This is a genomic window from Bacillus sp. NSP9.1, from assembly GCF_000465465.2.
Classification (GTDB): domain Bacteria; phylum Bacillota; class Bacilli; order Bacillales; family Bacillaceae; genus Bacillus; species Bacillus sonorensis_A.
On record NZ_CP048273.1, the window covers coordinates 3404711 to 3429077 of the forward strand.

Annotated in this window: 25 protein-coding genes, 1 pseudogene and 1 other annotated feature; of the genes and pseudogenes, 4 read left to right on the forward strand and 22 right to left on the reverse strand. The window is 47.1% G+C overall.

From position 1 onward, the window contains the following. Positions 1–26: 26 nt before the first annotated feature. The 4 genes from araB to M654_RS17780 form a co-directional block, all read right to left on the reverse strand. Entirely contained in the window at positions 27–1706 is a 1680-nt protein-coding gene (araB, locus tag M654_RS17765) for a ribulokinase (protein ID WP_026588201.1), read from the reverse strand. Positions 1707–1717: 11 nt separating this feature from the next. Next, complete coding sequence (araA, locus tag M654_RS17770; RefSeq protein ID WP_026588202.1) at positions 1718–3199, reverse strand: L-arabinose isomerase; 1482 nt, start codon at positions 3197–3199, stop codon at positions 1718–1720. Between the two features lie 272 nt (positions 3200–3471). After that, the gene (locus tag M654_RS17775; RefSeq protein WP_152520992.1) at positions 3472–4395 is read right to left on the reverse strand and encodes an arabinan endo-1,5-alpha-L-arabinosidase AbnA; all 924 of its coding nucleotides are present in this window, start codon (positions 4393–4395) and stop codon (positions 3472–3474) included. 192 nt (positions 4396–4587) lie between these two features. Continuing rightward, a complete protein-coding gene (locus tag M654_RS17780) occupies positions 4588–5673 on the reverse strand; it encodes a M42 family metallopeptidase (RefSeq protein ID WP_026588204.1) in 1086 nt (361 codons plus the stop codon). Positions 5674–5844: 171 nt separating this feature from the next. Between M654_RS17780 and M654_RS17785 the strand changes: the two genes are divergently transcribed. Beyond that, the gene (locus M654_RS17785; RefSeq protein ID WP_026588205.1) at positions 5845–6246 is read left to right on the forward strand and encodes a hypothetical protein; all 402 of its coding nucleotides are present in this window, start codon (positions 5845–5847) and stop codon (positions 6244–6246) included. 13 nt (positions 6247–6259) lie between these two features. On the opposite strand, the gene M654_RS17790 is transcribed toward M654_RS17785, so the two are convergent. The 5 genes and pseudogenes from M654_RS17790 to M654_RS24440 all read right to left on the reverse strand — a co-directional run. Continuing rightward, positions 6260–6526: a DUF1294 domain-containing protein gene (locus M654_RS17790; RefSeq protein ID WP_026588206.1), complete on the reverse strand. Its 267-nt coding sequence runs from the start codon at positions 6524–6526 to the stop codon at positions 6260–6262. Between the two features lie 100 nt (positions 6527–6626). Continuing rightward, a complete protein-coding gene (gene rplT / locus M654_RS17795) occupies positions 6627–6986 on the reverse strand; it encodes a 50S ribosomal protein L20 (protein WP_003222420.1) in 360 nt (119 codons plus the stop codon). Positions 6987–7019: 33 nt separating this feature from the next. Beyond that, positions 7020–7220 (reverse strand): 50S ribosomal protein L35, encoded by a 201-nt coding sequence (gene rpmI, locus M654_RS17800; RefSeq protein ID WP_003184267.1) that lies wholly within the window; start codon positions 7218–7220, stop codon positions 7020–7022. 17 nt (positions 7221–7237) lie between these two features. After that, the gene (gene infC, locus M654_RS17805) at positions 7238–7756 is read right to left on the reverse strand and encodes a translation initiation factor IF-3 (RefSeq protein ID WP_111304963.1); all 519 of its coding nucleotides are present in this window, start codon (positions 7754–7756) and stop codon (positions 7238–7240) included. 68 nt (positions 7757–7824) lie between these two features. After that, positions 7825–7956: a sequence feature (ribosomal protein L20 leader region), on the reverse strand. Positions 7957–8096: 140 nt separating this feature from the next. After that, positions 8097–8251 (reverse strand): annotated as a pseudogene (locus M654_RS24440) (LrgB family protein); the annotation flags it as partial. Between the two features lie 238 nt (positions 8252–8489). Here M654_RS24440 and M654_RS17810 point away from each other — a divergent pair. Continuing rightward, complete coding sequence (locus M654_RS17810) at positions 8490–10043, forward strand: alkaline phosphatase D family protein (RefSeq protein ID WP_026588208.1); 1554 nt, start codon at positions 8490–8492, stop codon at positions 10041–10043. 177 nt (positions 10044–10220) lie between these two features. On the opposite strand, the gene M654_RS17815 is transcribed toward M654_RS17810, so the two are convergent. Then, positions 10221–10373 (reverse strand): hypothetical protein, encoded by a 153-nt coding sequence (locus tag M654_RS17815; RefSeq protein WP_163170537.1) that lies wholly within the window; start codon positions 10371–10373, stop codon positions 10221–10223. A 131-nt stretch (positions 10374–10504) separates the two neighbouring features. Here M654_RS17815 and M654_RS17820 point away from each other — a divergent pair, with 131 nt between their 5' ends. Next, complete coding sequence (locus M654_RS17820; protein ID WP_026588209.1) at positions 10505–11302, forward strand: HAD family hydrolase; 798 nt, start codon at positions 10505–10507, stop codon at positions 11300–11302. A 46-nt stretch (positions 11303–11348) separates the two neighbouring features. Here the strand turns inward: M654_RS17820 and thrS are convergent, their stop codons facing one another. The 9 genes from thrS to M654_RS17865 all read right to left on the reverse strand — a co-directional run bounded on the left by thrS (position 11349) and on the right by M654_RS17865 (position 20332). Then, the gene (gene thrS, locus M654_RS17825; protein ID WP_026588210.1) at positions 11349–13280 is read right to left on the reverse strand and encodes a threonine--tRNA ligase; all 1932 of its coding nucleotides are present in this window, start codon (positions 13278–13280) and stop codon (positions 11349–11351) included. A 345-nt stretch (positions 13281–13625) separates the two neighbouring features. Next, on the reverse strand, positions 13626–14468 hold the full coding sequence (gene ytxC / locus M654_RS17830) for a putative sporulation protein YtxC (RefSeq protein WP_026588211.1): 843 nt from the start codon (positions 14466–14468) through the stop codon (positions 13626–13628). A gap of 78 nt (positions 14469–14546) precedes the next feature. After that, a complete protein-coding gene (locus M654_RS17835; protein ID WP_026588212.1) occupies positions 14547–15179 on the reverse strand; it encodes a TVP38/TMEM64 family protein in 633 nt (210 codons plus the stop codon). 22 nt (positions 15180–15201) lie between these two features. Then, positions 15202–16131 carry a primosomal protein DnaI gene (dnaI, locus tag M654_RS17840; protein ID WP_026588213.1) on the reverse strand — a complete coding sequence of 310 codons (930 nt, stop codon included), beginning with the start codon at positions 16129–16131 and terminating at the stop codon, positions 15202–15204. Between the two features lie 18 nt (positions 16132–16149). Beyond that, positions 16150–17571: a replicative helicase loading/DNA remodeling protein DnaB gene (locus tag M654_RS17845; RefSeq protein WP_026588214.1), complete on the reverse strand. Its 1422-nt coding sequence runs from the start codon at positions 17569–17571 to the stop codon at positions 16150–16152. A gap of 97 nt (positions 17572–17668) precedes the next feature. Then, on the reverse strand, positions 17669–18127 hold the full coding sequence (gene nrdR, locus M654_RS17850; protein ID WP_026588215.1) for a transcriptional regulator NrdR: 459 nt from the start codon (positions 18125–18127) through the stop codon (positions 17669–17671). Between the two features lie 16 nt (positions 18128–18143). Continuing rightward, positions 18144–18533, reverse strand: coding sequence for a hypothetical protein (locus M654_RS17855; protein ID WP_026588216.1), 390 nt, complete (start codon positions 18531–18533; stop codon positions 18144–18146). 158 nt (positions 18534–18691) lie between these two features. Continuing rightward, the gene (speD, locus tag M654_RS17860; protein WP_026588217.1) at positions 18692–19078 is read right to left on the reverse strand and encodes an adenosylmethionine decarboxylase; all 387 of its coding nucleotides are present in this window, start codon (positions 19076–19078) and stop codon (positions 18692–18694) included. Between the two features lie 231 nt (positions 19079–19309). Continuing rightward, positions 19310–20332: a glyceraldehyde-3-phosphate dehydrogenase gene (locus M654_RS17865; RefSeq protein WP_026588218.1), complete on the reverse strand. Its 1023-nt coding sequence runs from the start codon at positions 20330–20332 to the stop codon at positions 19310–19312. 254 nt (positions 20333–20586) lie between these two features. Between M654_RS17865 and M654_RS17870 the strand changes: the two genes are divergently transcribed. Further along, positions 20587–22071 (forward strand): pectate lyase family protein, encoded by a 1485-nt coding sequence (locus tag M654_RS17870; protein ID WP_026588219.1) that lies wholly within the window; start codon positions 20587–20589, stop codon positions 22069–22071. Positions 22072–22100: 29 nt separating this feature from the next. Here the strand turns inward: M654_RS17870 and coaE are convergent, their stop codons facing one another. The 3 genes from coaE to mutM all read right to left on the reverse strand — a co-directional run bounded on the left by coaE (position 22101) and on the right by mutM (position 24364). Then, positions 22101–22697, reverse strand: coding sequence for a dephospho-CoA kinase (coaE, locus tag M654_RS17875; protein ID WP_026588220.1), 597 nt, complete (start codon positions 22695–22697; stop codon positions 22101–22103). 18 nt (positions 22698–22715) lie between these two features. Further along, a complete protein-coding gene (ytaF, locus tag M654_RS17880) occupies positions 22716–23348 on the reverse strand; it encodes a sporulation membrane protein YtaF (protein ID WP_026588221.1) in 633 nt (210 codons plus the stop codon). A gap of 188 nt (positions 23349–23536) precedes the next feature. Then, the gene (mutM, locus tag M654_RS17885; RefSeq protein WP_026588222.1) at positions 23537–24364 is read right to left on the reverse strand and encodes a DNA-formamidopyrimidine glycosylase; all 828 of its coding nucleotides are present in this window, start codon (positions 24362–24364) and stop codon (positions 23537–23539) included. Positions 24365–24367 lie beyond the last annotated feature (3 nt).

The window sequence follows — 24367 nt, forward strand, 5'->3', positions numbered from 1 at the left end:
AGTTTCCCCCTCCTTTTAATGATCGTTTAGCGGACGGCCGGGCTGACGGACTGGATGTTTTTCAGTTTTTTGAGACGCTTCATGACATCGTTTTGTTTTCCGAAATACGTATACAGCGCCTTGTATTCCTCATATAGCTGATCATACAATGCGACGTTTGCCGGTATCGGTTTGTACGTATGCTCTTTGATTTTGCCCATATGTCTGACAGCATCTTCGATATGATCATACCCGCCGTTTTCGCTTCCGGCAGCAAGGGCTCCGAATATCGCAGATCCTAAAGCGGGAGCCTGCGGAGAGCCGGAAATTTTGATTTCCATGTTTGTCACATCAGCGTAGATCTGCATGATGAACGGATTTTTTTCGGCAATTCCGCCCGCGGCATACAGCTCTTCGATCGGTACGCCGCTTTGTCTGAACGTTTCAATGATAATTCTCGTGCCGTAGGCGGTCGCTTCCACCAATGCCCGGTATATGTCTTCCGGCTTTGTGGCGAGCGTCATCCCCAGCATCATTCCCGTCAAGTCCGCATCGACCAGTGTCGAACGGTTGCCGTTCCACCAGTCCAATGCAAGCAGCCCGCTTTCGCCAATGCGCAGCTTGTCGGCTTTTTCGCTCAACAGCTCAAAAATCGTGATCCCTTTTGCTTCCGCTTCTTTCATATAGGATTCCGGTACAAAGTGCTCAATCATCCAGTGAAAATGATCGCCGACACAGGACTGACCCGCTTCATAGCCGACATATCCCGGGAGAATGCCGTTTTCAACGACACCGCACATGCCCGGCACCATCCGGATATCCTCGCCGAGCAGCACATGGCAAGTGGATGTCCCCATGATCATCAGCATTTTTCCCGGTTCCGTGATTCCGACGGCCGGCACTGAAACGTGGGCGTCGACATTTGCGACGGCAACCGCCGTTCCCGGTAAAAGACCTGTTTTGGCCGCCATTTCCGCAGTCAATCCGCCAGCTTTTTCTCCAACCGAATAAATGTCTTCCGCTAATTTTTCCTGAACGATTGTTTCCAGCTTCGGATGCAAAGCCGCGAAAAAGTCGCCGGATGGATAGCCGGTCTTATTGTTCCAGATCGCTTTATAACCGGCTGTACAGTTGTTTCGTTTTCTGTTTCCGCAAAGGGTGAAGACGATCCAGTCGGCCGCTTCCATCATTTCGGCCGCCGCGTCATAAATGTCAGGCGCTTCTTCTGCGATTTGCATCACTTTCGGCACAAGCCATTCAGAAGAAATTTTCCCGCCGTATCTTTTCAGAAAATCTTCATTTCTCTCCTCTGCGATTTGATTGAGCCGGTTTGCGTGCTCCTGTGCAGCATGGTGCTTCCAAAGCTTCACATAGCTGTGAGGTTCTGCGGCGTATTCAGCCCTCATGCATAGCGGTGTCCCGGCTTCATCAACCGGCAGAATCGTGCATGCGGTAAAATCGATGCCGATGCCGATGATGTCTTCCGGAGCCGTTTTCGATTGCGCCAAAAGGCTTGGAATCGTTTCTTCCAGCACTTCAATATAGTCCGCCGGGTGCTGAAGCGCCCAGTCCCTCGGAAGCTTCCGTTTTGTTCCGGGCAGTTCATGGTCAATCACGCCGTGCGTGTACTCTTTTACAGCAGTCGCAACCTCCTCACCGGTCCTGACATCGACCAAGACAGCTCTCCCCGATAACGTTCCAAAGTCAACCCCGATTGTGTATGACATATGCTCACCCCTTAAAACATGCGAAGCCGATGTGCAGCTTCACTCCATTTGAGTTCGTTCCGCAGGTTTGGAATCGTTGTGCCGCGATTGATCAAAACTGCTTCAATACCTGACATTTCAGCCCAGTCGAGCAATTGTTCAGCGGTCAGCTGATAAGAAAGGCATGTATGATGCGCTCCACCTGCCAAAATCCAGGCCTCCGCAGACGTTCTGAGAGACGGCTCCGGCTTCCAAAGGACGCGGGCCACCGGAAGATTCGGCATATCATGCTCCACTTTTTGAGCTTCCACTTCATTAATCACGAGCCGGAAGCGCCCGCCCAAGTCGACGAGAGAGGCATTAACAGCGGAACCCGCGATTCCGTCAAACACGAGCCGGGCCGGATCATCTTTGCCACCCATTGACAGAGGATGGACTTCAATTCTCGGCTTGCTGTCGGCAATTGAAGGACATACCTCAAGCATGTGCGAGCCAAGAATCATTTCATTGCCCGGTTCAAAGTGATAAGTGTAATCTTCCATGAATGATGTCTCTTTTCCGTCTGCCATCACTTTCATCATGCGGACGAGAGCCGCCGTTTTCCAATCTCCTTCTCCTCCGAAGCCGTAGCCCTCAGCCATGAGCCTTTGGACAGCCAAACCCGGCAGCTGCTTCATGCCGTACAGATCTTCAAAGGTCGTCGTAAAGGCGGTGTAGCCGCCGCCTTCGAGAAAGCGCTTTAATCCAAGCTCAATCCGGGCCTGCTCTTTCACGGATTCACGGACGCCATCTCTTTTCGGCCAGTCGTAGAGCTCCTCATATTCGGCCAGCAGCTCGCTTAAGCTTTGTTCTGATACCGCGTCGATCTCCCGGACGAGATCGCCGATTCCATAGCCGTCAACAGTCCAGCCGAACTGAATTTGTGCTTCGATTTTATCCCCTTCCGTCACAGCAACATTGCGCATGTTGTCGCCGAAACGGGCCACTTTGATATGACGGCTTTCAATGTAAGCCACCGCAGCGCTCATCCAGCGATCGATCGACCGTTTCACATCCTCGTCTTCCCAGTAGCCGGCAATGACCTTACGCGGAATGCCCAGTCTTGTTCCGATAAAGCCATATTCGCGGTCGCCGTGGGCAGATTGATTGATATTCATGAAGTCCATATCGATTTGGTCCCATGGAATGTCCCTGTTGAACTGTGTATGAAAATGAAGGAGCGGTTTATTCAGCTCAGAAAGGCCCGGAATCCACATTTTTGCCGGTGAAAATGTGTGCATCCATGTGATGACGCCGGCGCATGTCTCATCCCTGTTAGCCTCTTCAAAGAGCTTTCTGATGCCATCAAGCGAGGTCGCAACCGCCTTGTACTTGATGTTGAACTTCAATTGGCCGTCATTTAATCCTTTGCAGATGATGTTTGAATGATCTTCAACTTCCCTTACGGCCTCTTCTCCATATAAATGCTGACTGCCCGTCACAAACCAAAATTCATGCGTTTTTGACTGAATCAAGATGTTGCCTCCTTTGCATTTAAGGTATTGTGGAACATTAGTAAACTATTAAAACGCTTACATAAACATCTGGCCAATCTATTCGGTACCGATGATGATGATTCTATATGTACGTACAATTAATAATAAAAAATGTATTTGTACGAACAAGTTTATTATATTAATAAGACCACATACTGTCAATTTAATTTCCGGTTTGTTTGGCAATTTTTTTTGACAATTCGCAAACAAAAAACGCCAAGCAGCAGAATACCGCTTGGCTCTAAGAACGATTAATACCTCGGCCACCCTTGGGAATCCCAGTACAAATCGTTGATCAGCAATTTGGAAACCCCATTGTCAAGAGCGTCATAGCCGTGTCTGACAATAATGGAGTTGTTCAGCACATCCTGATGTCCAGGTCCTTTCCAGCGTTCGTTTCCGGCGTCCAATATCGTCCCCCCGCCGTTCAGCATGTTTCGGCCGCTCTTGTCATAATAAGGCCCCGTAATATTTTTCGAACGGCCGTAGGCAATTTTATACGTGCTGTCGATCCCCTGGCAGCAACGGTCAAATGAAACGAATAAATAATAGTAGCCGTCTTTGTACGTAATGTTCGGAGCTTCAACAGCTCCGCCATTATTCGGCCTTGAAGCGATCGAATACAGCTCCCCCGTTGGCTTCATCGTATTTTTATCAAGCTTTGTCAACTTGATGCCGCTCCAAAACGAACCGAAGGAAAGCCATGGATTCCCGTCTTTATCAATCACCAAGTCTCCATCTATCGCATTATAATTGTTTGCAGAAGTCGACCTGATGACAAGCCCGTCATCGCGCCACTGGCCGGAAGCGATCCGGTCTGTTGAAGCCAGCCCGATCGCAGAAGTGTTTGAGCCGAATGAAGAAACGGAATAGTAAAGCCAATACCGCCCGTTATAGTAACTGATATCAGGCGCCCATTGATGCGCTTCGTGATTTGGTACGTACATCTTCCACCATGACAATGGAGTTGGAAAGATGCTCGGCGCTGCGCTCCATGTGATTCCGTCAGCTGATTTGATGACGCGCAGTCCGCTGCCAAGACCGGTTCCAAAGGTGTACCATGTATTCCCTTCTTTAATGATGGAAGGGTCATGAATAAAGTTGTCTCCTTTCGTATCCCAAAATGCAGCCGAAGCTGCTTGAGGCGTTGAAAAAGCCGTGATCAAACCAATCATCAAAGCCGCCGTCAAAGAAATTCCTTTCAAAACGCGCTTCACTAAACCACACTCCTATCCATCATATTGCACGACAAAAACAAACGGTCCCCCTCCCTTGTAATTTTTTGGAACATTGTTATATATGTAAGCGTTTTCTAAAATATTCTAAAAAAAGCAGACAGCTTACAAAACTGTCTGCTTAATCACCATTCAATCAAATGTAATATGTTGAACTGTTTCTTTGTCTAACCTTTTGACGACTTCGGTAATTAATTTCACCGCATTTTCATAATCATCGCGATGGAGCATAGCCGCATGTGTGTGGATATAGCGGGTCGCAATCGTAATCGACAGAGCGGGCACTCCGTTTGCTGTCAGGTGGATTGAACCCGAATCGGTTCCTCCGCCTGAAAGAGCGTCAAATTGATATGGAATCCCGGCTTCGTCCGCTACTTTTGTGACAAAATCGCGAAGCCCTTTATGCGATACCATTGAGGCATCGTACAAAATGATCTGCGGTCCTTCGCCCATTTTACTAGTCGACTCTTTTTCTGTAATTCCCGGTGTGTCCCCGGCGATTCCGACGTCAACACCAAAGGCGATATCAGGCTTGATTGTGTGTGCGGCCGTTTTTGCGCCGCGCAGTCCGACTTCTTCCTGAACGGTGCCGACACCATAGACCACATTCGGGTGATCGGCTCCTTTCAAATTTTTCAAGACGTCGATGGCAATCGCACAGCCGATGCGGTTGTCCCATGCTTTGGCAAGCAGCATTTTCTCATTGTTCATGACCGTAAATTCGAAGTAAGGCACAATTTGGTCTCCCGGAAGAACGCCCCATTCCATCGCTTCCTCACGGCTTGAAGCGCCGATATCGATGAACATGTCTTTGATGTCGACCGGTTTTTTGCGCGCGTCAGGCGACAGGACATGCGGCGGTTTTGAACCGATCACACCGGTGATGTCCCCTTTTTTGGTTACGATCGTTACGCGCTGTGCCAGCATGACCTGGGACCACCAGCCACCTACCGTTTGAAACCGGAGATAGCCTCTGTCATCTATGCGTGTCACCATAAAACCGACTTCATCAAGATGACCGGCGATCATGATTTTCGGCCCGTCAGCTTGTCCGGTTTTTTTCGCAATCAGGCTTCCCAGTCTGTCTGTCGTTACCTCGTCTGCAAACGGCTCTATGTATGACCTCATCACTTTTCTCGGTTCTTTTTCATTTGCCGGTATTCCTTTTGCATCTGTTAATTCCTTTAGCATGGCCAGTGTTTCATCGAGTTTTGCCATCAATACATTGCCTCCTTTATTAACCCTCATTACTATTATACAAAAACATGCCTTTTCAATACGGTCAATATTGCCTCAAGCTTTTTTCATAAAAAATGAAACCTTATGTTAATCGGGTCGTATATATTCAGATATACTCATTTTCTTTCAAAAGGGAGGGCTTTTTTAAATATGTTGGTGATCATGATAAGGCTCGCTTTGCTGGCGCTTTTGATTTATGCCGTATACAGGATCGTTCAGTTTTTAGGAAGTCCGGACCGGAGATTGAAAACAGCACAGGCAAAAAAACATTTTTACTTTTTTGATGAACGAAAAAACACGCGCAAAAATTTCAGATTAACCTTTAAAGGCGTGCTTTTCGAAGGAGAAAAACACATTCCGTCCAAAGACCATCCGTTGTTTATTCACACGGTTTTCGTCTGGACCGAAAGCCCTGAAGAAAAGCTCGGCGCATTTACAGCCGCGGATTTCAGCGAATTGGAAGAAAAGATTAAACAGCGCTTCCCCGACTGTAAAATCGATTGGGATTCGTCCATCCTAAAGTGGCGAAACAAACAGGCAGAGCAGCAATAGCTTCTCTGCCTGTTTAGTTAAAAGTATAAAAGCCCGTCAAAACAACGTGCGCAATCAGCAAAAGAGGAACCCCGATCTTGAAGGAAAGGTGTTTCGTCTTATGCCTGAACAGGAGCATGCCGCCCCAGACACCCAGGGAGCCGAAAACAGCCGCTGTCAGCCAGATCCGGCGTTCAGACACCCTCCATTTGTTTTTGACGGCTCTTTGCTTATCGCTTTTCATCAATAAAAAACCGTATCCGTTGATGAGGATTACGTATATCAGCAAAATCGTATTCATTTTTTGACTGCTCCTTCATGTTCTTAAGAAAGACGGGACATTCGCCGCGGAAACGCCCCCCCTGAAAGCATAAGAAAAAGGCCGAAACCGGCCTTTTTCATTATTTATTCAGTTGCGCTTTAGCAGCATCAGCAAGCTGATTGAATGCAGTAAGATCGTTTACAGCAAGGTCAGCAAGCATTTTGCGGTTCACTTCAATGCCGGACAGTTTAAGACCGTGCATTAAACGGCTGTAAGAAAGACCGTTCATACGTGCTGCAGCATTGATACGAGTGATCCAAAGTTTGCGGAAATCGCGCTTTTTCTGACGACGGTCGCGGAAAGCGTAGTTTCCTGACTTCATAACCTGCTGGTTAGCTACTTTATATAATGTATGTTTTGAACCAAAATAACCTTTTGCTAATTTGAGAACCTTTTTACGACGTTTGCGTGTAACAGTTCCGCCTTTTACTCTTGGCATTTGATTTCCCTCCTAATTATACCTTTTCCGAAATTACTTAATGTTGGCAAGCTGCTGCTTGATGCGTTTGAAATCGCCGGCGCTGACGACTGCGCTTTTGCGAAGCTTGCGTTTTTGTTTTTGAGATTTATTTGCGAACAAGTGACTTGTATATGCATGAGAACGTTTCAGTTTCCCGGAACCTGTCTTTTTAAAACGTTTCGCAGATCCGCGGTGAGTTTTCATTTTTGGCATGGATGTTTCCTCCTTAATTACTTTTCAGTTTTAGGTGCGAGCACCAGGAACATGCTGCGGCCGTCCATTTTCGGCTTCGTTTCAACAGTCGCCACTTCCGCACAGGCTTCTGAAAAACGGTCAAGCACGCGCTGTCCGATTTCTTTATGCGTGATCGCACGGCCTTTGAAACGGATGGACGCTTTCACTTTGTCCCCTTTTTGCAGGAACTTGATGGCGTTGCGAAGCTTTGTATTGAAGTCGTGTTCTTCAATACCAGGGCTCAGCCGAACTTCTTTTAAGTTAATGATTTTTTGATTTTTGCGTGCTTCTTTTTCCTTCTTCTGCTGCTCGAATCTGTACTTTCCGTAGTCCATGATCCGGCATACAGGCGGTTTTGCATTCGCTGCAACCAACACAAGGTCAAGATTTGCGCGACCCGCAATTTCCAGTGCTTCCTGGCGGGATTTGATCCCAAGCTGATCGCCATTTTGTCCGATCAAACGGACTTCACGCGCACGGATACCCTCATTAACCAATTGATCTTTGCTAATAATGAGCCACCTCCATAGAATCTTTGAATTGATTTCACAACTCATTTTGACCGTTTCTTTGCATTTCCACAGGCAAACAAAAAGTGTGGGCATAAAACACCCACACTGCGAACATCTGCATAAAAAATAAGAAATGTACGTTTAACCTGCCAACTACAAGAATGTGTCAATCAGGTGAGAAGCGGGTGCTTCTGCTTGTTGATATATATTCAATTCATTATCCATCTTACATAAACAAATCCTGCAAGTCAAGATATAAAATTTATCACAACATTTGCTATTATAACAGGCCGGTTTTGAAATAGCAACGGTGATTTTCATATTTTTCATTCTAACCGGCGATCTGGACGAACAGCGGAATCGCAAATCCGATTGTCGCCGGCTTTAAAAAGACTTCATGATGTCCCCTTCGCTTTTGTCATCCTCATATGTAAAACCGCCTGCTCTCGGAAAGGCGATCCCGGGAATCACAGCGACGAACAAAGGTGTAACCAGAAAAGCCCGTTCGTTTTTTTCTGCTCACTTCTTTTGGCTTGCCGGCTTCATTGTATTCAAAACGATTTTACCGGCACTTGCAGGATATCGGGGCCTGCTGCAGAAAAGAGGCGCTGAAATACAAAATAGCGGAAAGTGAGATCTTTTCGCACGGCAATCAATTCCAATATGTGCTAATTAGCCAATATCAATCGTATAGTGATTAATGTGAACCACATGATGAATAAAGGAGTGGCAGTCAATGAATGATGGAAGACAGCATTTTATTCCTGCTGCGGCATTCAGCTCATCCGTCAAGCGCGGTTTGCTGCCGGAAGACGCTTCTCTTGCCGCCGAAGCGCCGAGATTTGCGGATCATCCGTTTAAGCTCGCCGTTGCCTCAGGGGACCCGCACCCGGACGGATTTGTGTTATGGACGAGGCTTGCGCCTGATCCGCTCGCTGAAGACGGCTTAGGAGGGATGCCGAGCCGGAATGTCCCGGTTCGCTGGGAGGTAGCTGAAGACGAACACTTTCACCGGATCGTCAAACGAGGAACAGCAGCCGCACTCCCTGAGCTTGCCCACTCAGTTCATGTTGAAGTACACGGTTTAAAACCGGGTCGATATTACTGGTACAGATTTAAAGCAGGCCCCGAGATCAGCCGCACAGGCAGGACAAAAACAGCGCCTTCCCCATTTGAAAATCTCAAAGGCATGTCGTTTTCTCTTGCCTCATGCCAGGCATGGTATCACGGATATTTCACCGCCTATCGGCATATGGCAAAAGACCATCCGGACGTTGTCTTTTTCCTGGGCGACTATATTTACGAATATCCCATCAATGCCAAGAACCTTTACCGGGATGTCGAACTGTCGAGCGCACACAACGCCAAAACGGTCACATTAAGCCAATACCGGCTGCGGTATTCCCTCTTCAAAACAGATCCCGACCTTCAGATGATCCATGCGTTGGCGCCTTGGATCGTCACGCCGGATGACCATGAAGTGGAAAATAATTATGCCGGCCCACATTCGCAATACAATACATCACCCGAAGCGTTTCTCCGTCAGCGCGCTTCTGCCTACCAAGCATTTTATGAAAACATTCCGATCCGCGCCGCCTCGATTCCGAACGGTCCTGATATGCTGTTGTACCGGCGGTTCTGCTACGGAAATCTGGCGGAATTTAATGTCCTCGACACCCGGCAGCACCGCGACAACTATCCGGCAAATGAAGAGGAGCGGCTTGATCCAAAAAGGTCGATCCTTGGAAGCGCCCAAGAGCGGTGGCTTTTTGACGGTCTCAGCAAGTCAGATGCGATCTGGAACCTGCTGGCACAGCAAGTCGTCGTCGCGCAAATCGATCGCGACACAGGGCCCGGGGTCGAATACAGTACCGATCAGTGGGACGGATTTCCCGCCTGCCGCGACAGGCTTTTCTCCGCATACAAAGCGTACGGCATCAAAAACCCGGTCGTATTGACGGGAGATATTCACAGACATGCAGCCGCAGACTTAAAAGCCGACTTCAATGATATTCAATCTGAGACGATCGGTACTGAATTGATCACAACATCGATCGCTTCTGACGCCGACGGGTCGGAGACGGATTCTCTGGCGCCGATCTGGCTCGGAAATCCCCATGTCAAATTGTACAATGCCCAGCGGGGGTATGTCCGCTGCACGATGACCCGGTCACACATACAAGCCGACTTTCAGGTTCTTCCTTATATCACCCGGCCAGGCGCTTCAGCCTCAACATATGCCAGCTTTGTCATTGAAGCGGGCCGTCCTGGACTGGAACGAGTACTGTAATACCGTCTGCTTCATAGCAAATGAAGCAGTTTTCAGCTCTTTTGCATAGGTGCGGCTGACCGAACCATTGAACCTTCTTTCACGAAGAGATTATGTCTCGAATGAAGGCGGTCACCAAAAAACCTTGGACTCTCTATTTGCTCCAGAGCGGCCAATGTATGATGGACGGCAGCTCTCTCATTCAGCCTCTGGCGGAAAAAAGGGGGACGTCTGAGCAGCGATTGACAGCACCCGATAGGTCTGCACAGCCTTTGCCTGCTCTTCTTTCCGAATAAAAGATTGGATGAGCGACAGAAAGATAGGCTCATTCCATTTGATCACCATCGGCAAACCGAGGCGTCCCCTTGCTTTCCTTTGATACTGCGTTACATCACAATCCTAAAATCACCGCTTTCACATCCTATTTATCTATTGTAAAATAAATGAGAGAATTCTATAAACTAAAGGCAGAGGAGAAGATCATGAAAGCCGTATTTTTTGATTTAGACGATACATTGCTCTGGGATGAAAAAAGCGTCAGTACTGCATTTTCCAAAACATGTCATAAAGCCGAAGAAAAATACGGAATCAATGCGGCTGAATTTGAAGCAGCCGTCCGCCAGGCTGCGCGCGATCTTTACACGTCTTATGAAACATATCCTTACACGGTGATGATCGGCATCAACCCGTTCGAAGGACTGTGGTCGAACTTCAGCGAACCGATCAGCGAAGGGTTTCAAAAGCTCAACAAAATCGTTCCTGAATACAGAAAGAACGCCTGGACAAACGGATTAAAGGTGTTTGGCATCGACGATCCCGCCTTCGGGGAAGAACTCGGCGAATATTTTGCGGCAGTTCGCCGAAAAAGCCCTTTTGTGTATGAAGAAACATTTGCCGTTTTGGATGAGCTGAAAGGAAACGTTGAGCTTCTGTTACTGACAAACGGCGATCCGAGCCTGCAAAAAGAAAAATTGGCTGGTGTACCGGAACTTGCTCCTTATTTTAATGAAATCGTCATTTCCGGTGATTTCGGCAAAGGAAAGCCGGACCCGAGCATTTTCGAACACTGCCTCGGTCTTCTCGGCATTACAAAGGATGAAACAGTGATGGTCGGAGATAACTTGAACACCGATATTCTCGGCGCTTCAAGAGCGGGAATTCAAACCGTCTGGGTCAACCGCAAAGGCAAAGTCAATGAAACCGATGTGAAGCCGGATTATGAAATCAGTGATTTACATGAACTGTTTGACATCCTCGCCGAAAAACAGCAGTCAAGATAAACGAAAAAAGCATGACTCCGAATGGAATCATGCTTTTTTTCATGTGTTATTTTTTCGCTTCAGCGACGGCTTTTTTCACGAAATCCTCAAGTGAAACCGTTTCTGATTTTTGCTCACCGTATTTGCGGACATTGACCGCTTCATTTTCGACTTCCTGATCCCCCACGACAAGCATGTAAGGGATCTTTTGCATCTGCGCCTCACGGATTTTGTAGCCGATTTTTTCGTCGCGGCTGTCGACTTCAACGCGCAAACCTTCACGCTGCAGGCGTTCCTGCACTTTTTTTGCATAGTCGAGGTGTGCGGACGGCGACACAGGGATGACCTGGAACTGCACCGGAGCAAGCCATGTCGGCAGCGCTCCTTTATGCTCTTCAATCAAGAAGGCGACAAAGCGTTCCATTGTCGATACGACACCTCTGTGAATGACGACCGGACGGTGCGGTTTTCCGTCTTCTCCGACATATGTCAGATCGAATTTTTCAGGTAGCAGGAAGTCAAGCTGAACAGTTGACAGTGTTTCTTCTTTGCCGATTGCTGTTTTGACCTGCACATCAAGCTTCGGTCCGTAGAACGCCGCCTCGCCTTCAGCTTCGTAATAATCATGGCCGATCTCGTCCATCGCTTCCTTCAGCATCGATTGTGCTTTGTTCCACATTTCATCGTCATCATAGTACTTCTCCGTATCCTCCGGATCGCGGTAAGACAGGCGGAATGAATACTGTTCAAGACCGAAGTCTTCATACACTTCCTGAATCAGGCGGACCGTGCGGATGAATTCGTCTTTGATTTGATCAGGGCGGACGAAAATGTGGGCATCATTCAACGTCATCCCGCGGACGCGTTGCAGACCTGAAAGAGCGCCTGACATTTCATAGCGGTGCATCGTCCCGAGCTCTGCGATCCGAATCGGCAGCTCACGGTAGCTGTGAATGTCATTTTTATAAATCATCATATGGTGCGGACAGTTCATCGGACGAAGCGTCAATGTTTCATTGTCCATTTCAATCGGCGGGAACATTGTGTCCTGGTAATGATCCCAATGTCCTGATGTTTCGTAAAGCTCTTTGCTGCCAAGCACAGGCGTATAGACATGCTCATAACCGAGAGCGAGCTCTTTATCCACAATATAGCGCTCGATGACGCGTCTGATGGTCGCGCCCTTCGGCAGCCAAAGCGGCAGCCCTTGTCCGACCTTTTGTGAAATCGCAAACAGCTTCAATTCTTTGCCCAGTTTTCTATGGTCGCGCTCTTTCGCTTCTTCCAACAGCCGGAGATGCTCTTCAAGCTCGGCTTTTTTGAAGAAAGCCGTCCCATAGATGCGCTGCAGCATCTTGTTGTTGCTGTCCCCGCGCCAGTATGCTCCCGCAAGGCTCAGCAGCTTAAATTCCTTGATTTTTCCAGTCGAAGGAACATGAACACCGCGACACAGATCGAAGAATTCGCCCTGCTCATAGATCGATACCGTCTCGCCTTCCGGAATCGCGTCAAGCAGTTCCAGTTTCAAGTCATCGCCGATTGCGGCAAACCGCTCTTTCGCTTCTTCGCGGCTGACTTCTTTTCTTTCGATCGGCAGATTTTCGCCGACGATTTTTTTCATTTCCTTTTCAATCTTTGGAAGGTCTTCCGGAGTCAGCGCTTCCTCCAGATCGACGTCATAGTAGAAGCCGTTTTCGATCACCGGACCGACGCCAAGCTTGACGTTTTTATACAGTCGCTTGATCGCCTGAGCCATTAAATGCGCGGTGCTGTGGCGCATGATGTCAAGCGCTTCTTCGCTGCCTTCCGTAATGATTTCGATGGCGCCATCCTCAAGGATCGGTGCGCGCAGATCGATTTCTTTGTCGTTTAATTTTCCGGCAATCGCTTTTTTCTTTAAGCCGGGACTGATTGATGCCGCGATATCTTCTGTCGTCGTCGCTTTGGGAAACTCCTTAACCGCTCCGTCAGGAAATTTGATTTTTACCATATCTGACATCCTAGTCACTCCTTTTTTTTACAAAATAAAAAATCCCCGTCTCCCTGTGAAAGGGACGAGGATTTGATAAACGGAATTCGTGGTTCCACCCTTTTTCCCGAAAAGCGCAAAAAACCCTTGGGCGCTTTCGGCTTTAGGTTCTGTAACGGGAAGTCCCGTCAGCCATTACTTGACATTTCGTCTTTCACAACTGATGTTCAAAGGCGGTAAAAAAATGATCCTTGGTTTAAGAGACTTGCAGCCTTGGTCTCCCTCTCTGTCAAACCGGTGTTCATCTTTTCATGTCCTTATCAACACATAGATCTTTAAGTTTATACCGTATTATAAATCGTTTTTCATGCAAAATCAAGAATGCTCTTCAAAAATGTTCTCCTCAGGATGAAAGGAATCAAGTGATAAAATCCGCACCCGCTCCTGGAAAATATTTTGAATCGTCTGCACCATAGCATGCTCTCGATTCTCTGTATAAAGGTCGATTTTCCTCGGAGCTATCGATACGAGCGGCGCCAGCAGGCGGGAATCAATATACATCGGGTGTTCTCTTATGAATCGTCTGTCTATGTATTTTTTTTGTTCCCGTTCTGAAACAAATTTTAGCTCCCACAATACAAAATAATCATCATGGACAATATGAACTCGCTCAATCATCGGCTCCTTCGCCATGACATACTCTCTCAGCGACTGAATAAACGTCTGGTATTCCTGTTCCATTTTATATTCATCGATCGCCGCTTCGACATAGCCTCTCAGGCGCTCATAATATTTGCCGAGCCGAAACGTCATAAAGGAGCGGATCGACAAGACGTTTTCTTCAAGACAGATCGTTTTGAGCTCCTGGATGATGTAATGCTCACGAGGGGTATCGTCCTGATTGAGAGGCAGCCCCTCCAGTTCACCCTCCATAATGCTGTGGGCCAATTGAAGAATTTGCTGCTGCTCATCCCGATCCAAAAAGTAATAATCACCTTCAATGACCGAAAGCATATATTCATCTTCCTTGCATTCTGTAAAAAACCTCGTCAAAATCGGCTGAATAAAAGCCTGGATACTGACAGAGGAATGGGTTTTTTCAATTCCGATCTTTCCTGGCGCTTTGTGAACCTTGATATGCCGGCTTTGATCCGCATTGCGAAGCAGATGCAAAAACGCGGCTGTATCATAATCATCTTCAAATGTAATTTCGAGCATGTTTGTCCCCCCTAACAACATCTGATACATGTATATGGGCGGGACAAAAAAAATAGACTTAAAAAAAGGACTCCGTGTTCAATCAAACAGCTCCTGCACCTTTTTTCTGAACAACAAGGGAACGGTAATGAACAAAAGATAGATGGCGGCGATGATCACAATCGCGGCGATGTCTCCGGACAAGAGGCTTGACCCGAGCGCATTTAAAATAACCGTACCAGGAATGATCCCCGCGGCAGTGGCCGCCAAAAAAGCGAGAGGCTTGACTTTCGAGACGCCGGCCGCATAGCTGACCGCATCAAAATGAATCGGTGCGAGCCGCAAGAGGAGGATGCAGAAAAAACCGTTCTTTTGCAAAAGAGCCCGAAAACTTTCAAGTTTCAGAGGCGCTTTTTTCATACCGCCGCCAAGCCTGTAAGCGAGGGCGAATGATAAAAAAGCCCCGCCGGCGGCTCCAATAAACGAATATAAAGATCCGAACAGCGGACCGAATGCCAAACCGCCGCCGACGGCAAAAACCGAGGCGGGAAGCAGCAAAAACGGCCGGATCATTAATAAACCGATGTAGATCAGCGGGGCAAAAACGCCGAAGGATAAGACGGCTTCCCTGATATGGCGCGGGCTGAGATTCAAATACTTTGTATTAAACCATATTCCGGCGGCAAGAAGCGCGGTGATCACCGCCCATTTGCCCAAGCCTTTTTTTTGCATGCTCTTCATCTCCCTGTCGTCACTAACGGCGGTTTTTCCCATTCAGCCGGACGGGTGTAGCCAAATACCGCACCCTTTCCATCAGCCTTGCCGCCTTCACGTCCTCTTTTTCTCCCCTTTGGGAATATGTGAAATGATGCTTCAGCTCGTCCGGGTCAAAATTTGATGAAAAGAACGTCGGCAGCTGCCGGCTCATTCTGTGCTGAAGGATCGTGCCGAACACTTCATCCCTGACCCAGCTGGACATCGATTCTGCTCCGATGTCATCGAGCATGAGAACCGGCGTCGATTTGACCATATCGAGTTTTTCCTCCAATGACTGATCGTGAATTGCGTTTTTCAGCTCCCTGACAAATTCGGGAACATAGACAAGGATGGACGGGTGATCCTTTGCCGCAAGTTCATTGGCGATGGCCGCCAGCATAAAGGTTTTTCCAACGCCGAACTGCCCGTGGACATAAATTCCTTTTCCTTTTCCTGTCTCGTTGTAGTCATGAAAGAATTCAGTCGCCAGCTGAATCACCTTCAACCGGCTCGGGTCGTCACCGTCAATGTCGGCAAATGTGGCATCCAGAAGATCCTCCTGAATATAGATGCTTTTGATGAGCGACCGCTGTCTCTCCCTTTCATCAGCTTTTCGTTTTTCCGGACAGGTGTCATACTGGACATCGATCGTTTTCCCGTTCAGCACAAGCTTCGGATGGTATCCCTGGATCAGGTTTTTGCATTCCATTAAACTTGGGCAGTCCCCGCAGGCTTTGCTTTGCTGTGTATACTCGTAAAGCTTGTTTAAGCTTCTCTCGATCATACGATCATCCACTACAGCCTGATGCTGGTCGATAAATTGCCGAACATCTTTGTCAGAGAGAACCTTTTCTTTCATATCTTCCAGGCGTTTCTTAAAGTCAGGCCTTTTCGTCACACCTTCGAGTGCGCGTTTAATCGGCTCCATATTCGTTCACCTCACATGTTAAAGGGCGGAATGTTTCCTCAGTTTCTTCACTTCTTCAAGCAGCTTCTGCTTCTCCAGTTCAAAATCTTCCATGCTTGCCGCAGTCTGCATTGTTGGCTCAGACGAATCCTCAGCTTTGCTTTCCTTGAGCCAATCCGGCAGTTTTTCCTCTCTGATGACTTTTTTGTTCCGTGAGGTCTGCTTTTTCTTGCCTTCCGCCCACTCAAGATATTGGCGGTTTTCTGCTTTGGCGAGCTGCATGGCTTCCCTTACCGTCCGCACTTTTTTTCTGGCCCAGTGGGAAGCGATTTTTTGAATGTAGTTTTTGGAAAGCTTCATATCGGTTTTCAGCATCGCATAGTAGATCAAAACATTGATGACGCCAGGCTCCAGTTTTTGGTCAAGCATGATTTCCTCTATGATTTTCAAATCGGCTTTCGACGGCTCAGCGCCTCCCCCGATATCCTGAAGCAGCTTCCTTGGCGATACTTGTTCAAGCAGAGAGATTAAGTGATCTTCCTTCGAATTGTTGGACGGCTGTTCATTTGGATGTTCACGGAGCTTGAGAGGCTGCACTTTGTCAACAAGTTCAGGAAGCAAACCGTTTCTTTCGATTTGATACCAGTCGCTCGCCGCTTTTCTGAGCGCTTCCGATGTAATGGCATCATGCTCATCTACGGCTGACATGACAACGTTCTGCATATCGAGCGGGTCGATTCCGTATAGAAAGGCCAGTTTTTTTATCGTTTCCTTTACCTGATCTGTCAGCGCTTTTCTCGGTATAAGCGTTTCCGATAAACCGGCCAGAAACAATTGAAAATCGAATTCATCTTCAGTGACTGTGACAGACCGGCCTGTTCCCTCTTTCATGAATTCCTGTTCATCGCCAAGCTTCATCGCCTCGGCCATATCTTCTGACATCTTCCACTCATTCGGCTGAACGGATGCAAAAACTTCGTTGAACGAACGGGTAATGTCACGGGCATCTTCAGGGACTGATGCATGTACGAAATATTCTTTCAGCTGCTGATACCTCGTCTTTCCGACGCGGTTGTATAGGAACACATTCAGCATTCCGTCCTGGAAAAACTCATCCGGCCTTAAAGGCGGGATCAATTCATATATAAATAAACGTTCCTCATCTGTTTCTTTCATATATGTCTTTAACAGTCCGATTCCTTCAAGCTTTTCCTTTTCGGCGTGAATCATCTTCAGATTGGCCTGCATCGCTCCCATCAGCTGTCTGTGGGTCGAGCTTTTTCCCCATACCCTGTTTTGTTCCAGCTCTCCCCAAAGCGTAAAAAACAAGCTGAGTGAAAAGGAGCCGATTAAAGGCTGATACAATAGCGTGATAATTTGCCGGTCTAAATCCTGAAGCATGCCATAGCTTTTGACCATGTAAGGATCGACAGGAAGCAAATCTTTCCAATAATTACTCATATTTTATGTCAACCTTCCACTTTGTTTCTTGTCCTCATTTTACACCTTTTCCCGATGTTTTTGTCATGAGAAAAGAGCTGGATATATTTACAGCTCTTTACCGTTCTTTCTTTATTAAATCTTTCAGCTCGTCGATAAATACGTTGATATCTTTAAACTGACGATATACTGAAGCAAAGCGGACATATGCGACCTCATCGATTTTCGCCAAACGATCCATCACCATTTCTCCGATCATTTCGCTTTTCACTTCAGAGACGCCTTGATTTCTAAGCTCTTTTTCAATTGCAAAACAAATATCTTCAAGCTCTTTTAAAGCGACAGGCCTTTTTTCACAGGCTTTGATCAGGCCGCGGAGCATTTTCTCCCGGCTGAATTCTTCGCGTATTCCTTCTTTTTTGACGACGATCAGCGGAATTTCTTCCACTTTTTCAAATGTCGTAAACCGATAATTGCATGATTCGCATTCGCGCCTTCTGCGAATGGATCTGCCTTCGTCAACCGGGCGGGAGTCCAAAACCCTCGTCCCATTATGCTGACATGCTGGACATTTCATTTTTTCAGCTCCCTATTCAGTTGTTTGGTTTTGCCTTGGTCAGCTTTCGGTCCAGTTCCTTATAAAACGTTGAAACCATGCCGCGGCTTGAGCCAAAATCGGTCGGCAAAAACGTTTCCGTCGATACATTAAAATCGACCGCTGTTTCAAATGGACGGACGGAAACGACTGTCGCGACCACAAAAGACTTTCTCGGTTTTTTGGCTTCCGCGTTTACTTCTCCTCTTTCCTCCGACACCGAGATCACGGTGCAGCCGTCAAGCCCTTCCAGCGTGTCTAAAACAGCTTCGAGCGCCTGTTTTGCCGTCGCTTTGTAATAGCGGCTTTTCAGCTCGTCGACGGGATGGCGGTCAGATGTCTCGGCATGGGTTGAAAAAAATCCCTGAATTTTTTGCAGAACACTCATTTCCTTTGTCCCCTTTGCCTTTCTTCTCTATATTTTATTAAAAAAACAGTCCATTTCCAAGGGAAAATCAAACAGCCTGAAAATGCAGGAAAAAATCATGAAGGGAAAGAAAAAGGAGCGGATGTTCAAGCGATATCCGCTTTTTCATCCAGCTCCCTTTAAAGTGCCTGTGCTTTGGCTTTAGCCTGTTTGATTTGAACAGGCCCCATGCCTCTCGGTATTTCAATGTTCTCTCTTGTTTCCGCTTTTAACTCTTCTGCGATATAATCCGCAGCTACGTTCGGATCTAGATCTCCGCAAGTATAAACATCAATGCTGGCATACCCGTGTTCAGGAAAACTGTGAATGGTCAGGTGAGATTCGGAAATGATCACGACCCCGCTTACACCTTGCGGAGCAAACTTATGAAAAGCAACCTCACGGACCTCAGCACCTGATTTGAGTGCCGCATTTACAAACGTTTTCTCAATAAAATCCATGTCATTCAGCTTATCAAAATCGCATCCCCACAGCTCGGAGATGACGTGACGCCCCATTGTTTCCATAGCATGGACCCCCCTTAACAAGAATTAAAAAAGTGAATTTCCAAGCAACTGAACCGGTCAATTACCACGGGGGAAAGTTAGTCCGGAGAGGTCCTAACCCTTTAAGTAATGCCGAAGCGCTCACGAACTAGAAGTTCACGAAAAATAGTATACTTTGTTTGAATATTTTTTGCAAGGCGGTTTTATCAATTGGTGGTTAAGGGGTTTTTTTTATCCGTCCATGCTTTTATTTTATACAGCTGATGGATGTTTCATTCTTGAAGCGACAAATCTGACAAGGTCAACGACCCTGCAGGAGTATCCCCATTCATTGTCATACCATGCAAGCACTTTCATTTTTCTGTTTTCAAGAACCATTGTTGAAAGGCTGTCAATGACGGCGGAATATGGATTTGTGTTAAAATCCGCTGACACGAGAGGTTCATCGCATACATCAATGATGCCGGACATGGAGCCTGCCGCAGCCGTGCGGAACGCTTCATTGATATCCTCTGCCGATACATCGCATTTTACATCGGCGACAAGGTCAACGAGTGAAACATTTGAAACAGGAACACGCAAAGCCAATCCGTGCATTCTTCCTTTTAAATGCGGCATGACGAGAGACAACGCTTTCGCTGCGCCAGTCGTCGTCGGAATGATCGAAGATCCGCAGGCGCGCGCCCTTCTCAAGTCTTTGTGCGGATTGTCAATATTTTTTTGATCGTTTGTAAATGCGTGAACGGTCGTGACAAGCCCGTTTTCGATTCCGAATGCATCATCAAGCACTTTTGCCACAGGGGCAAGACAGTTTGTTGTACACGATGCATTTGAAATAATTGCGTGGCGCTCCGCATCGAATTGGTGTTCATTCACACCCATCACGATCGTAATATCTTCATTTTTACCGGGAGCCGTTAAAATGACCTTTTTTGCACCCGCTTCAAGATGAGCTTCCGCTTTTTCCTTCGAATTAAACTTGCCCGTCGCCTCGACGACAATGTCTATTCCATAATCGGCCCACGGAAGAAGCTTCGGTTCCCTTTGATTGGTGAGCATGACCTTTTTCCCGTTGACCAGCAAATGGTCTTCCCCTGCTTTGACATCCAGTTCATAGCGTCCGTGATTTGTGTCATACTTTATTAAATGAGCGAGTGTTTCCGCAGGATAGCTCGCATTGATCACCGCAATGTCAATCTGTTCATCAAGCATCGCTTTTCTAAATACCATTCTGCCGATGCGGCCGAATCCGTTTATGGCAACTTTCACCTTCATTAAACATACACCCCTTGTTTTTTATGTCATTCCACATCATGTTTTATTCAAAATAAGTATAACACATTATTTTAAATTAGCCATACCATTTATACCTTTTACAGCAAATTTACGCATCGTTGTGAAAAAGTGAACAAAAGACTAAAAAAAATCATCCTTAAAGCATATATTTCAAATACATCTTAAGTGCTACAATTTCCAACAGCGCTAAATTTTCACACGACAGAAGGCAGTGTCTTCAAGGAAGGACAAACATGAAACTGATCAAAAACGCATCTTTCATCATTTCTTTTTTAGCTGCGGCTGGCATTTCTTTTTTATTAGGGACAGAGGCCGCGTCTGCGGCAAGCGAAGATTATCCGAAACAGATGATCAGGCTGGAAAGCTCATCAGGCTTAAACATCACACCCGCCGGGAATCAGGACAACGCGCCGCTTACAACGAAACAAACGAGCGGGGAAAAAGAAGAAAGGTGGAGGCTTGATACATCTGACGGCAAACAATTCAAAATCAGAAACATGGATAACGGCAAAATTATCATTCCCGCCCATTATGCCCTGTCAGACAACAATCCCGCTGTGGTTTACTATGACAATTCACGGAAGGAAGAGTTGTGGAACATCATTGGGGCTGACAAAGATGCGAACGGGGATTTTATGACGTATAAAATCGTCAGCGCAGAAAACAACAACCTGGCACTGACACGGGACGGAAGCGGAGTGAAGCTTGGCAAATATACGGGAAGCTCCCTCCAAAAGTGGAAGCTTCCAAGCGATGGGCTCGAAGGTTTCGCCGGCTATGCGAAGGAAACGAGCGGCAGGCAGAAAACAGGCACGACCGGCGGGCTGCTCGGAAAAGTCGTCTACGTCAACAACCTGGGCGAACTGAAGGCCAATATTGAAGATTCAACACCGCGCACCGTTGTCGTCTCCAGCAATATCGGTGCTTCAGCCAAAACGGTATTGACGGTGGGCGCCAATAAAACGATTGTCGGCTCGTTTGAAAAACATAAGCTGAACAATGTTTACTTTAAAACAAAAGCGGAGTCTGGCAACGTCATTTTCAAAAACCTGGTCATTGCCCATGATCAATCGATTCACGAAAACAATGACATCCCTGTTTATATTACAGATTCGCGAAACTACTGGATTGACCATGTTACATTCCAGGGCCACAGCTATTCGGCAAACGGCCACGATCTCGACAAGCTCTTATACGTCGGCGCCAAAGCCGATTACATCACACTGTCTCACAGCATGTTCACAGACCACAGGTACGGCCTGATTCTCGGCTGGCCTCAAGATGACAAGCAGTACCACAGTATCTATAATGGATATCCGAGAATGACGATCAGCCACAATCGGTTCGAGAATCTCTACGTCAGGGCGCCCGGGTTGATGCGTTACGGTTATTTTCACGTAAAAAACAATTATATTAACAATTTCCATCTCGGCTTCACGATTACGACATTGGCCAAAATATATTCTGAAGCCAATTACTTTGGCACGGGCAACGAGAAAGGCATATTGGATGATTACGGAGACGGTGCGTTTAAAGATGTCGGGTCATACCCGGCGATAAAGGGGCAGAAATCACCCGAGACAAGCTGGAAACCTTCATCCAATTACAGCTATCGAACGATGAAGGCGGGTAATGCCAAAGCTTTTGCCGAACGGTACGCAGGTGCGCAAAATTCCGCATTGTATTACGCGAATTTCAGCCAGTTCAAGCAATATTGAACAAAAAAATGAGTGCGGTTTTCCCGCACTCATTTTGACCATCTCTCCAGAAGGTCTTGAAGCTGTTTTTCCGTGTCCTTCAGGCTGCCGCTGTTATCTATGACCGCGTCGGCCTTTTTCTTTTTTTCATCAAGGGGAAGCTGGGCTTGAATTCGACTGAGCGCCTCTTTTTCATTGAACTTGTTTCTTTTCATCAGCCGCTTTAGCTGAAGCTCTTTTGGGACCCAGACGACGATCACTTTGTCTGTCAAATGTTCAAGCCCGCTTTCATATAAAAGCGGAATATCAAGAACAACAAATTGTTCTCCGGCCGAAACGGCGTCATCGCGTTGTTTGATCATCGCTTTTCTCACTTCCGGATGGACGATCTCGTTTAATTGCACCCTTTTTTCTTCGTTCGTAAATACAAGCTCTCCGAGTTTTTTCCGATCGATATCGCCTGTCTCAAGCAGGATGCCATCGCCAAATGCCTCGACGATTTTCCAATATGCCGGCATTCCCTTTTCGACGGCTTCTTTTGCGATGACATCGGCATCAACCACTGTGATGCCGGCCTGCTGAAACATTTGCGCGACAGTGCTTTTTCCGCTGGCGATGCCTCCGGTTAAACCGATGACCAATGTCACGTGCTTAGCACCCCCTTCTTACAGTTTCCAAATTCCGATCATGATCAGCAATATACCGGGAAGGAAAGTCAGTTTATCCATCCAGTTCCATTTTGATAAAAAACGGCCTGACTTCATGCCAAAAAAGACAAATAATGAACTCATCACGGCTACGGTTATGCTCATCGGAACCGGTGAAAAACCGAGTGCCGCTGCTCCGATCCCTGCGCCAAAGGCGTCAATCGATAAAGCGAAGCCGAGCAGTACCGCTTCCATGCCGGTAATGATTCCCGATTTATCAATATCGGCGCTTGTCGGCGTTCTTAAAATATGAATGACGATTCCCAGGGATTTCAATTCAAGGTTCAACAAGGTTTTTTTCGAAATGGCAACTTCCTGCTCTTTCTCCGGCCTGAAAAATTGGTACAGCACCCAAGCGCCGATCCCCATTAAAATAACGGCGCCGAGCCTTTCCGTTACAACAACGGGGAGGAACTTCTCCAAAAGCGATCCGATCATCATAGCAGTCAGCATAACGGCGCCCGAACAAAAAGCGATGATCAATATCGCTTTAAAAGGAATTTTCAGCTTTCGCAAACCATAGGTTAATCCGACTGAAAAACTGTCCAGGCTGACGGCAAATGCCAGAAGCAAGAAAGATGCAAATATCATATCCGGTCTTCCTTTCTGTTGATGCAGCGGTGCAAGTTTTTAACCTTAGGCATATTTTTTAGGCTTCTTATATATATGAGAAAAGAAAACCATCTGTGTATTGTTCATTCTAAAAAGCAACAATACCTAAGGGTTGCACCGAAAGGATTAAACAAGGATACGACTCGATTTGCCTTTATCCGCTACTGTCATTTTTTTTGGCATTTCACACAGTAATGTGTACCTCTTCCTCCAACGACCGTTTTTTCAATTTCAGATCCGCATGTTTTACAAGGTTCACCTTTTCGTCCGTAGACGTACAGCTTGAGCTGGAACATGCCGATTTCCCCTTGTGAATTAATGTAGGATCTGACTGTGCTCCCTCCGGCTTCAACAGCTTCTTTTAACGTCTGGACGATTTCTTTATGGAGGAGAACCGTCTGTTTTTTCGTCAGCCTGCTCGCAGGTGTTTCCGGATGGATTCCCGCTCTGAACAGCGCTTCATCCACGTAAATATTCCCCAATCCGACGACCGTCCGCTGGTCGAGAAGCGCGGTTTTCACCGAGCGGTTTGTTTTCATCAAGCGCTCTCTTAAATATCCGGCTGTAAATTCGCTGCTGAACGGCTCCGGGCCGAGCTGCCTGAGCGGCAGCTCTGTCTGTTCTTCACCCGGCTTAAACAAATGCATCGTGCCAAACTTCCTGACATCCCGATAGCGCAGCTCCGTTCCGTCCGTGAACTTGAAAATGACATGCACATGTTTATCAAGGGGCTCTCCGTTTTGATGGAGACCGTACTTCCCTTCCATTCTCAAATGGGAAACCATGACGCAGTGATCAAGATGAAACAATAAAAACTTTCCTCTTCTGTCTATCGACTGAATCGTCTGACCGGCAAGAAGTCTGGCGAATTCTTCAGGTTCCGCCGGACGTTTAATGATGTTCGTCCATCTAATATCAACCGCATCTATTGTTTTTCCTTTGACAAGTCCGGCAAGAGTGCGCCGGACCGTTTCAACTTCCGGCAATTCCGGCACATG

What these genes read in the sequence shown, in the direction of transcription:
- araB (WP_026588201.1), bottom strand. Translation starts at nt 1,706, where the DNA reads ATGTCATACACAATCGGGGTTGACTTTGGAACGTTATCGGGGAGAGCT.
- M654_RS17775 (WP_152520992.1), bottom strand. Translation starts at nt 4,395, where the DNA reads ATGATTGGTTTGATCACGGCTTTTTCAACGCCTCAAGCAGCTTCGGCT.
- M654_RS17780 (WP_026588204.1), bottom strand. Translation starts at nt 5,673, where the DNA reads ATGGCAAAACTCGATGAAACACTGGCCATGCTAAAGGAATTAACAGAT.
- M654_RS17785 (WP_026588205.1), top strand. Translation starts at nt 5,845, where the DNA reads ATGTTGGTGATCATGATAAGGCTCGCTTTGCTGGCGCTTTTGATTTAT.
- M654_RS17790 (WP_026588206.1), bottom strand. Translation starts at nt 6,526, where the DNA reads ATGAATACGATTTTGCTGATATACGTAATCCTCATCAACGGATACGGT.
- rplT (WP_003222420.1), bottom strand. Translation starts at nt 6,986, where the DNA reads ATGCCAAGAGTAAAAGGCGGAACTGTTACACGCAAACGTCGTAAAAAG.
- rpmI (WP_003184267.1), bottom strand. Translation starts at nt 7,220, where the DNA reads ATGCCAAAAATGAAAACTCACCGCGGATCTGCGAAACGTTTTAAAAAG.
- M654_RS17810 (WP_026588208.1), top strand. Translation starts at nt 8,490, where the DNA reads ATGAATGATGGAAGACAGCATTTTATTCCTGCTGCGGCATTCAGCTCA.
- M654_RS17820 (WP_026588209.1), top strand. Translation starts at nt 10,505, where the DNA reads ATGAAAGCCGTATTTTTTGATTTAGACGATACATTGCTCTGGGATGAA.
- thrS (WP_026588210.1), bottom strand. Translation starts at nt 13,280, where the DNA reads ATGTCAGATATGGTAAAAATCAAATTTCCTGACGGAGCGGTTAAGGAG.
- ytxC (WP_026588211.1), bottom strand. Translation starts at nt 14,468, where the DNA reads ATGCTCGAAATTACATTTGAAGATGATTATGATACAGCCGCGTTTTTG.
- M654_RS17835 (WP_026588212.1), bottom strand. Translation starts at nt 15,179, where the DNA reads ATGCAAAAAAAAGGCTTGGGCAAATGGGCGGTGATCACCGCGCTTCTT.
- dnaI (WP_026588213.1), bottom strand. Translation starts at nt 16,131, where the DNA reads ATGGAGCCGATTAAACGCGCACTCGAAGGTGTGACGAAAAGGCCTGAC.
- M654_RS17845 (WP_026588214.1), bottom strand. Translation starts at nt 17,571, where the DNA reads ATGAGTAATTATTGGAAAGATTTGCTTCCTGTCGATCCTTACATGGTC.
- nrdR (WP_026588215.1), bottom strand. Translation starts at nt 18,127, where the DNA reads ATGAAATGTCCAGCATGTCAGCATAATGGGACGAGGGTTTTGGACTCC.
- M654_RS17855 (WP_026588216.1), bottom strand. Translation starts at nt 18,533, where the DNA reads ATGAGTGTTCTGCAAAAAATTCAGGGATTTTTTTCAACCCATGCCGAG.
- speD (WP_026588217.1), bottom strand. Translation starts at nt 19,078, where the DNA reads ATGGAAACAATGGGGCGTCACGTCATCTCCGAGCTGTGGGGATGCGAT.
- M654_RS17865 (WP_026588218.1), bottom strand. Translation starts at nt 20,332, where the DNA reads ATGAAGGTGAAAGTTGCCATAAACGGATTCGGCCGCATCGGCAGAATG.
- M654_RS17870 (WP_026588219.1), top strand. Translation starts at nt 20,587, where the DNA reads ATGAAACTGATCAAAAACGCATCTTTCATCATTTCTTTTTTAGCTGCG.
- ytaF (WP_026588221.1), bottom strand. Translation starts at nt 23,348, where the DNA reads ATGATATTTGCATCTTTCTTGCTTCTGGCATTTGCCGTCAGCCTGGAC.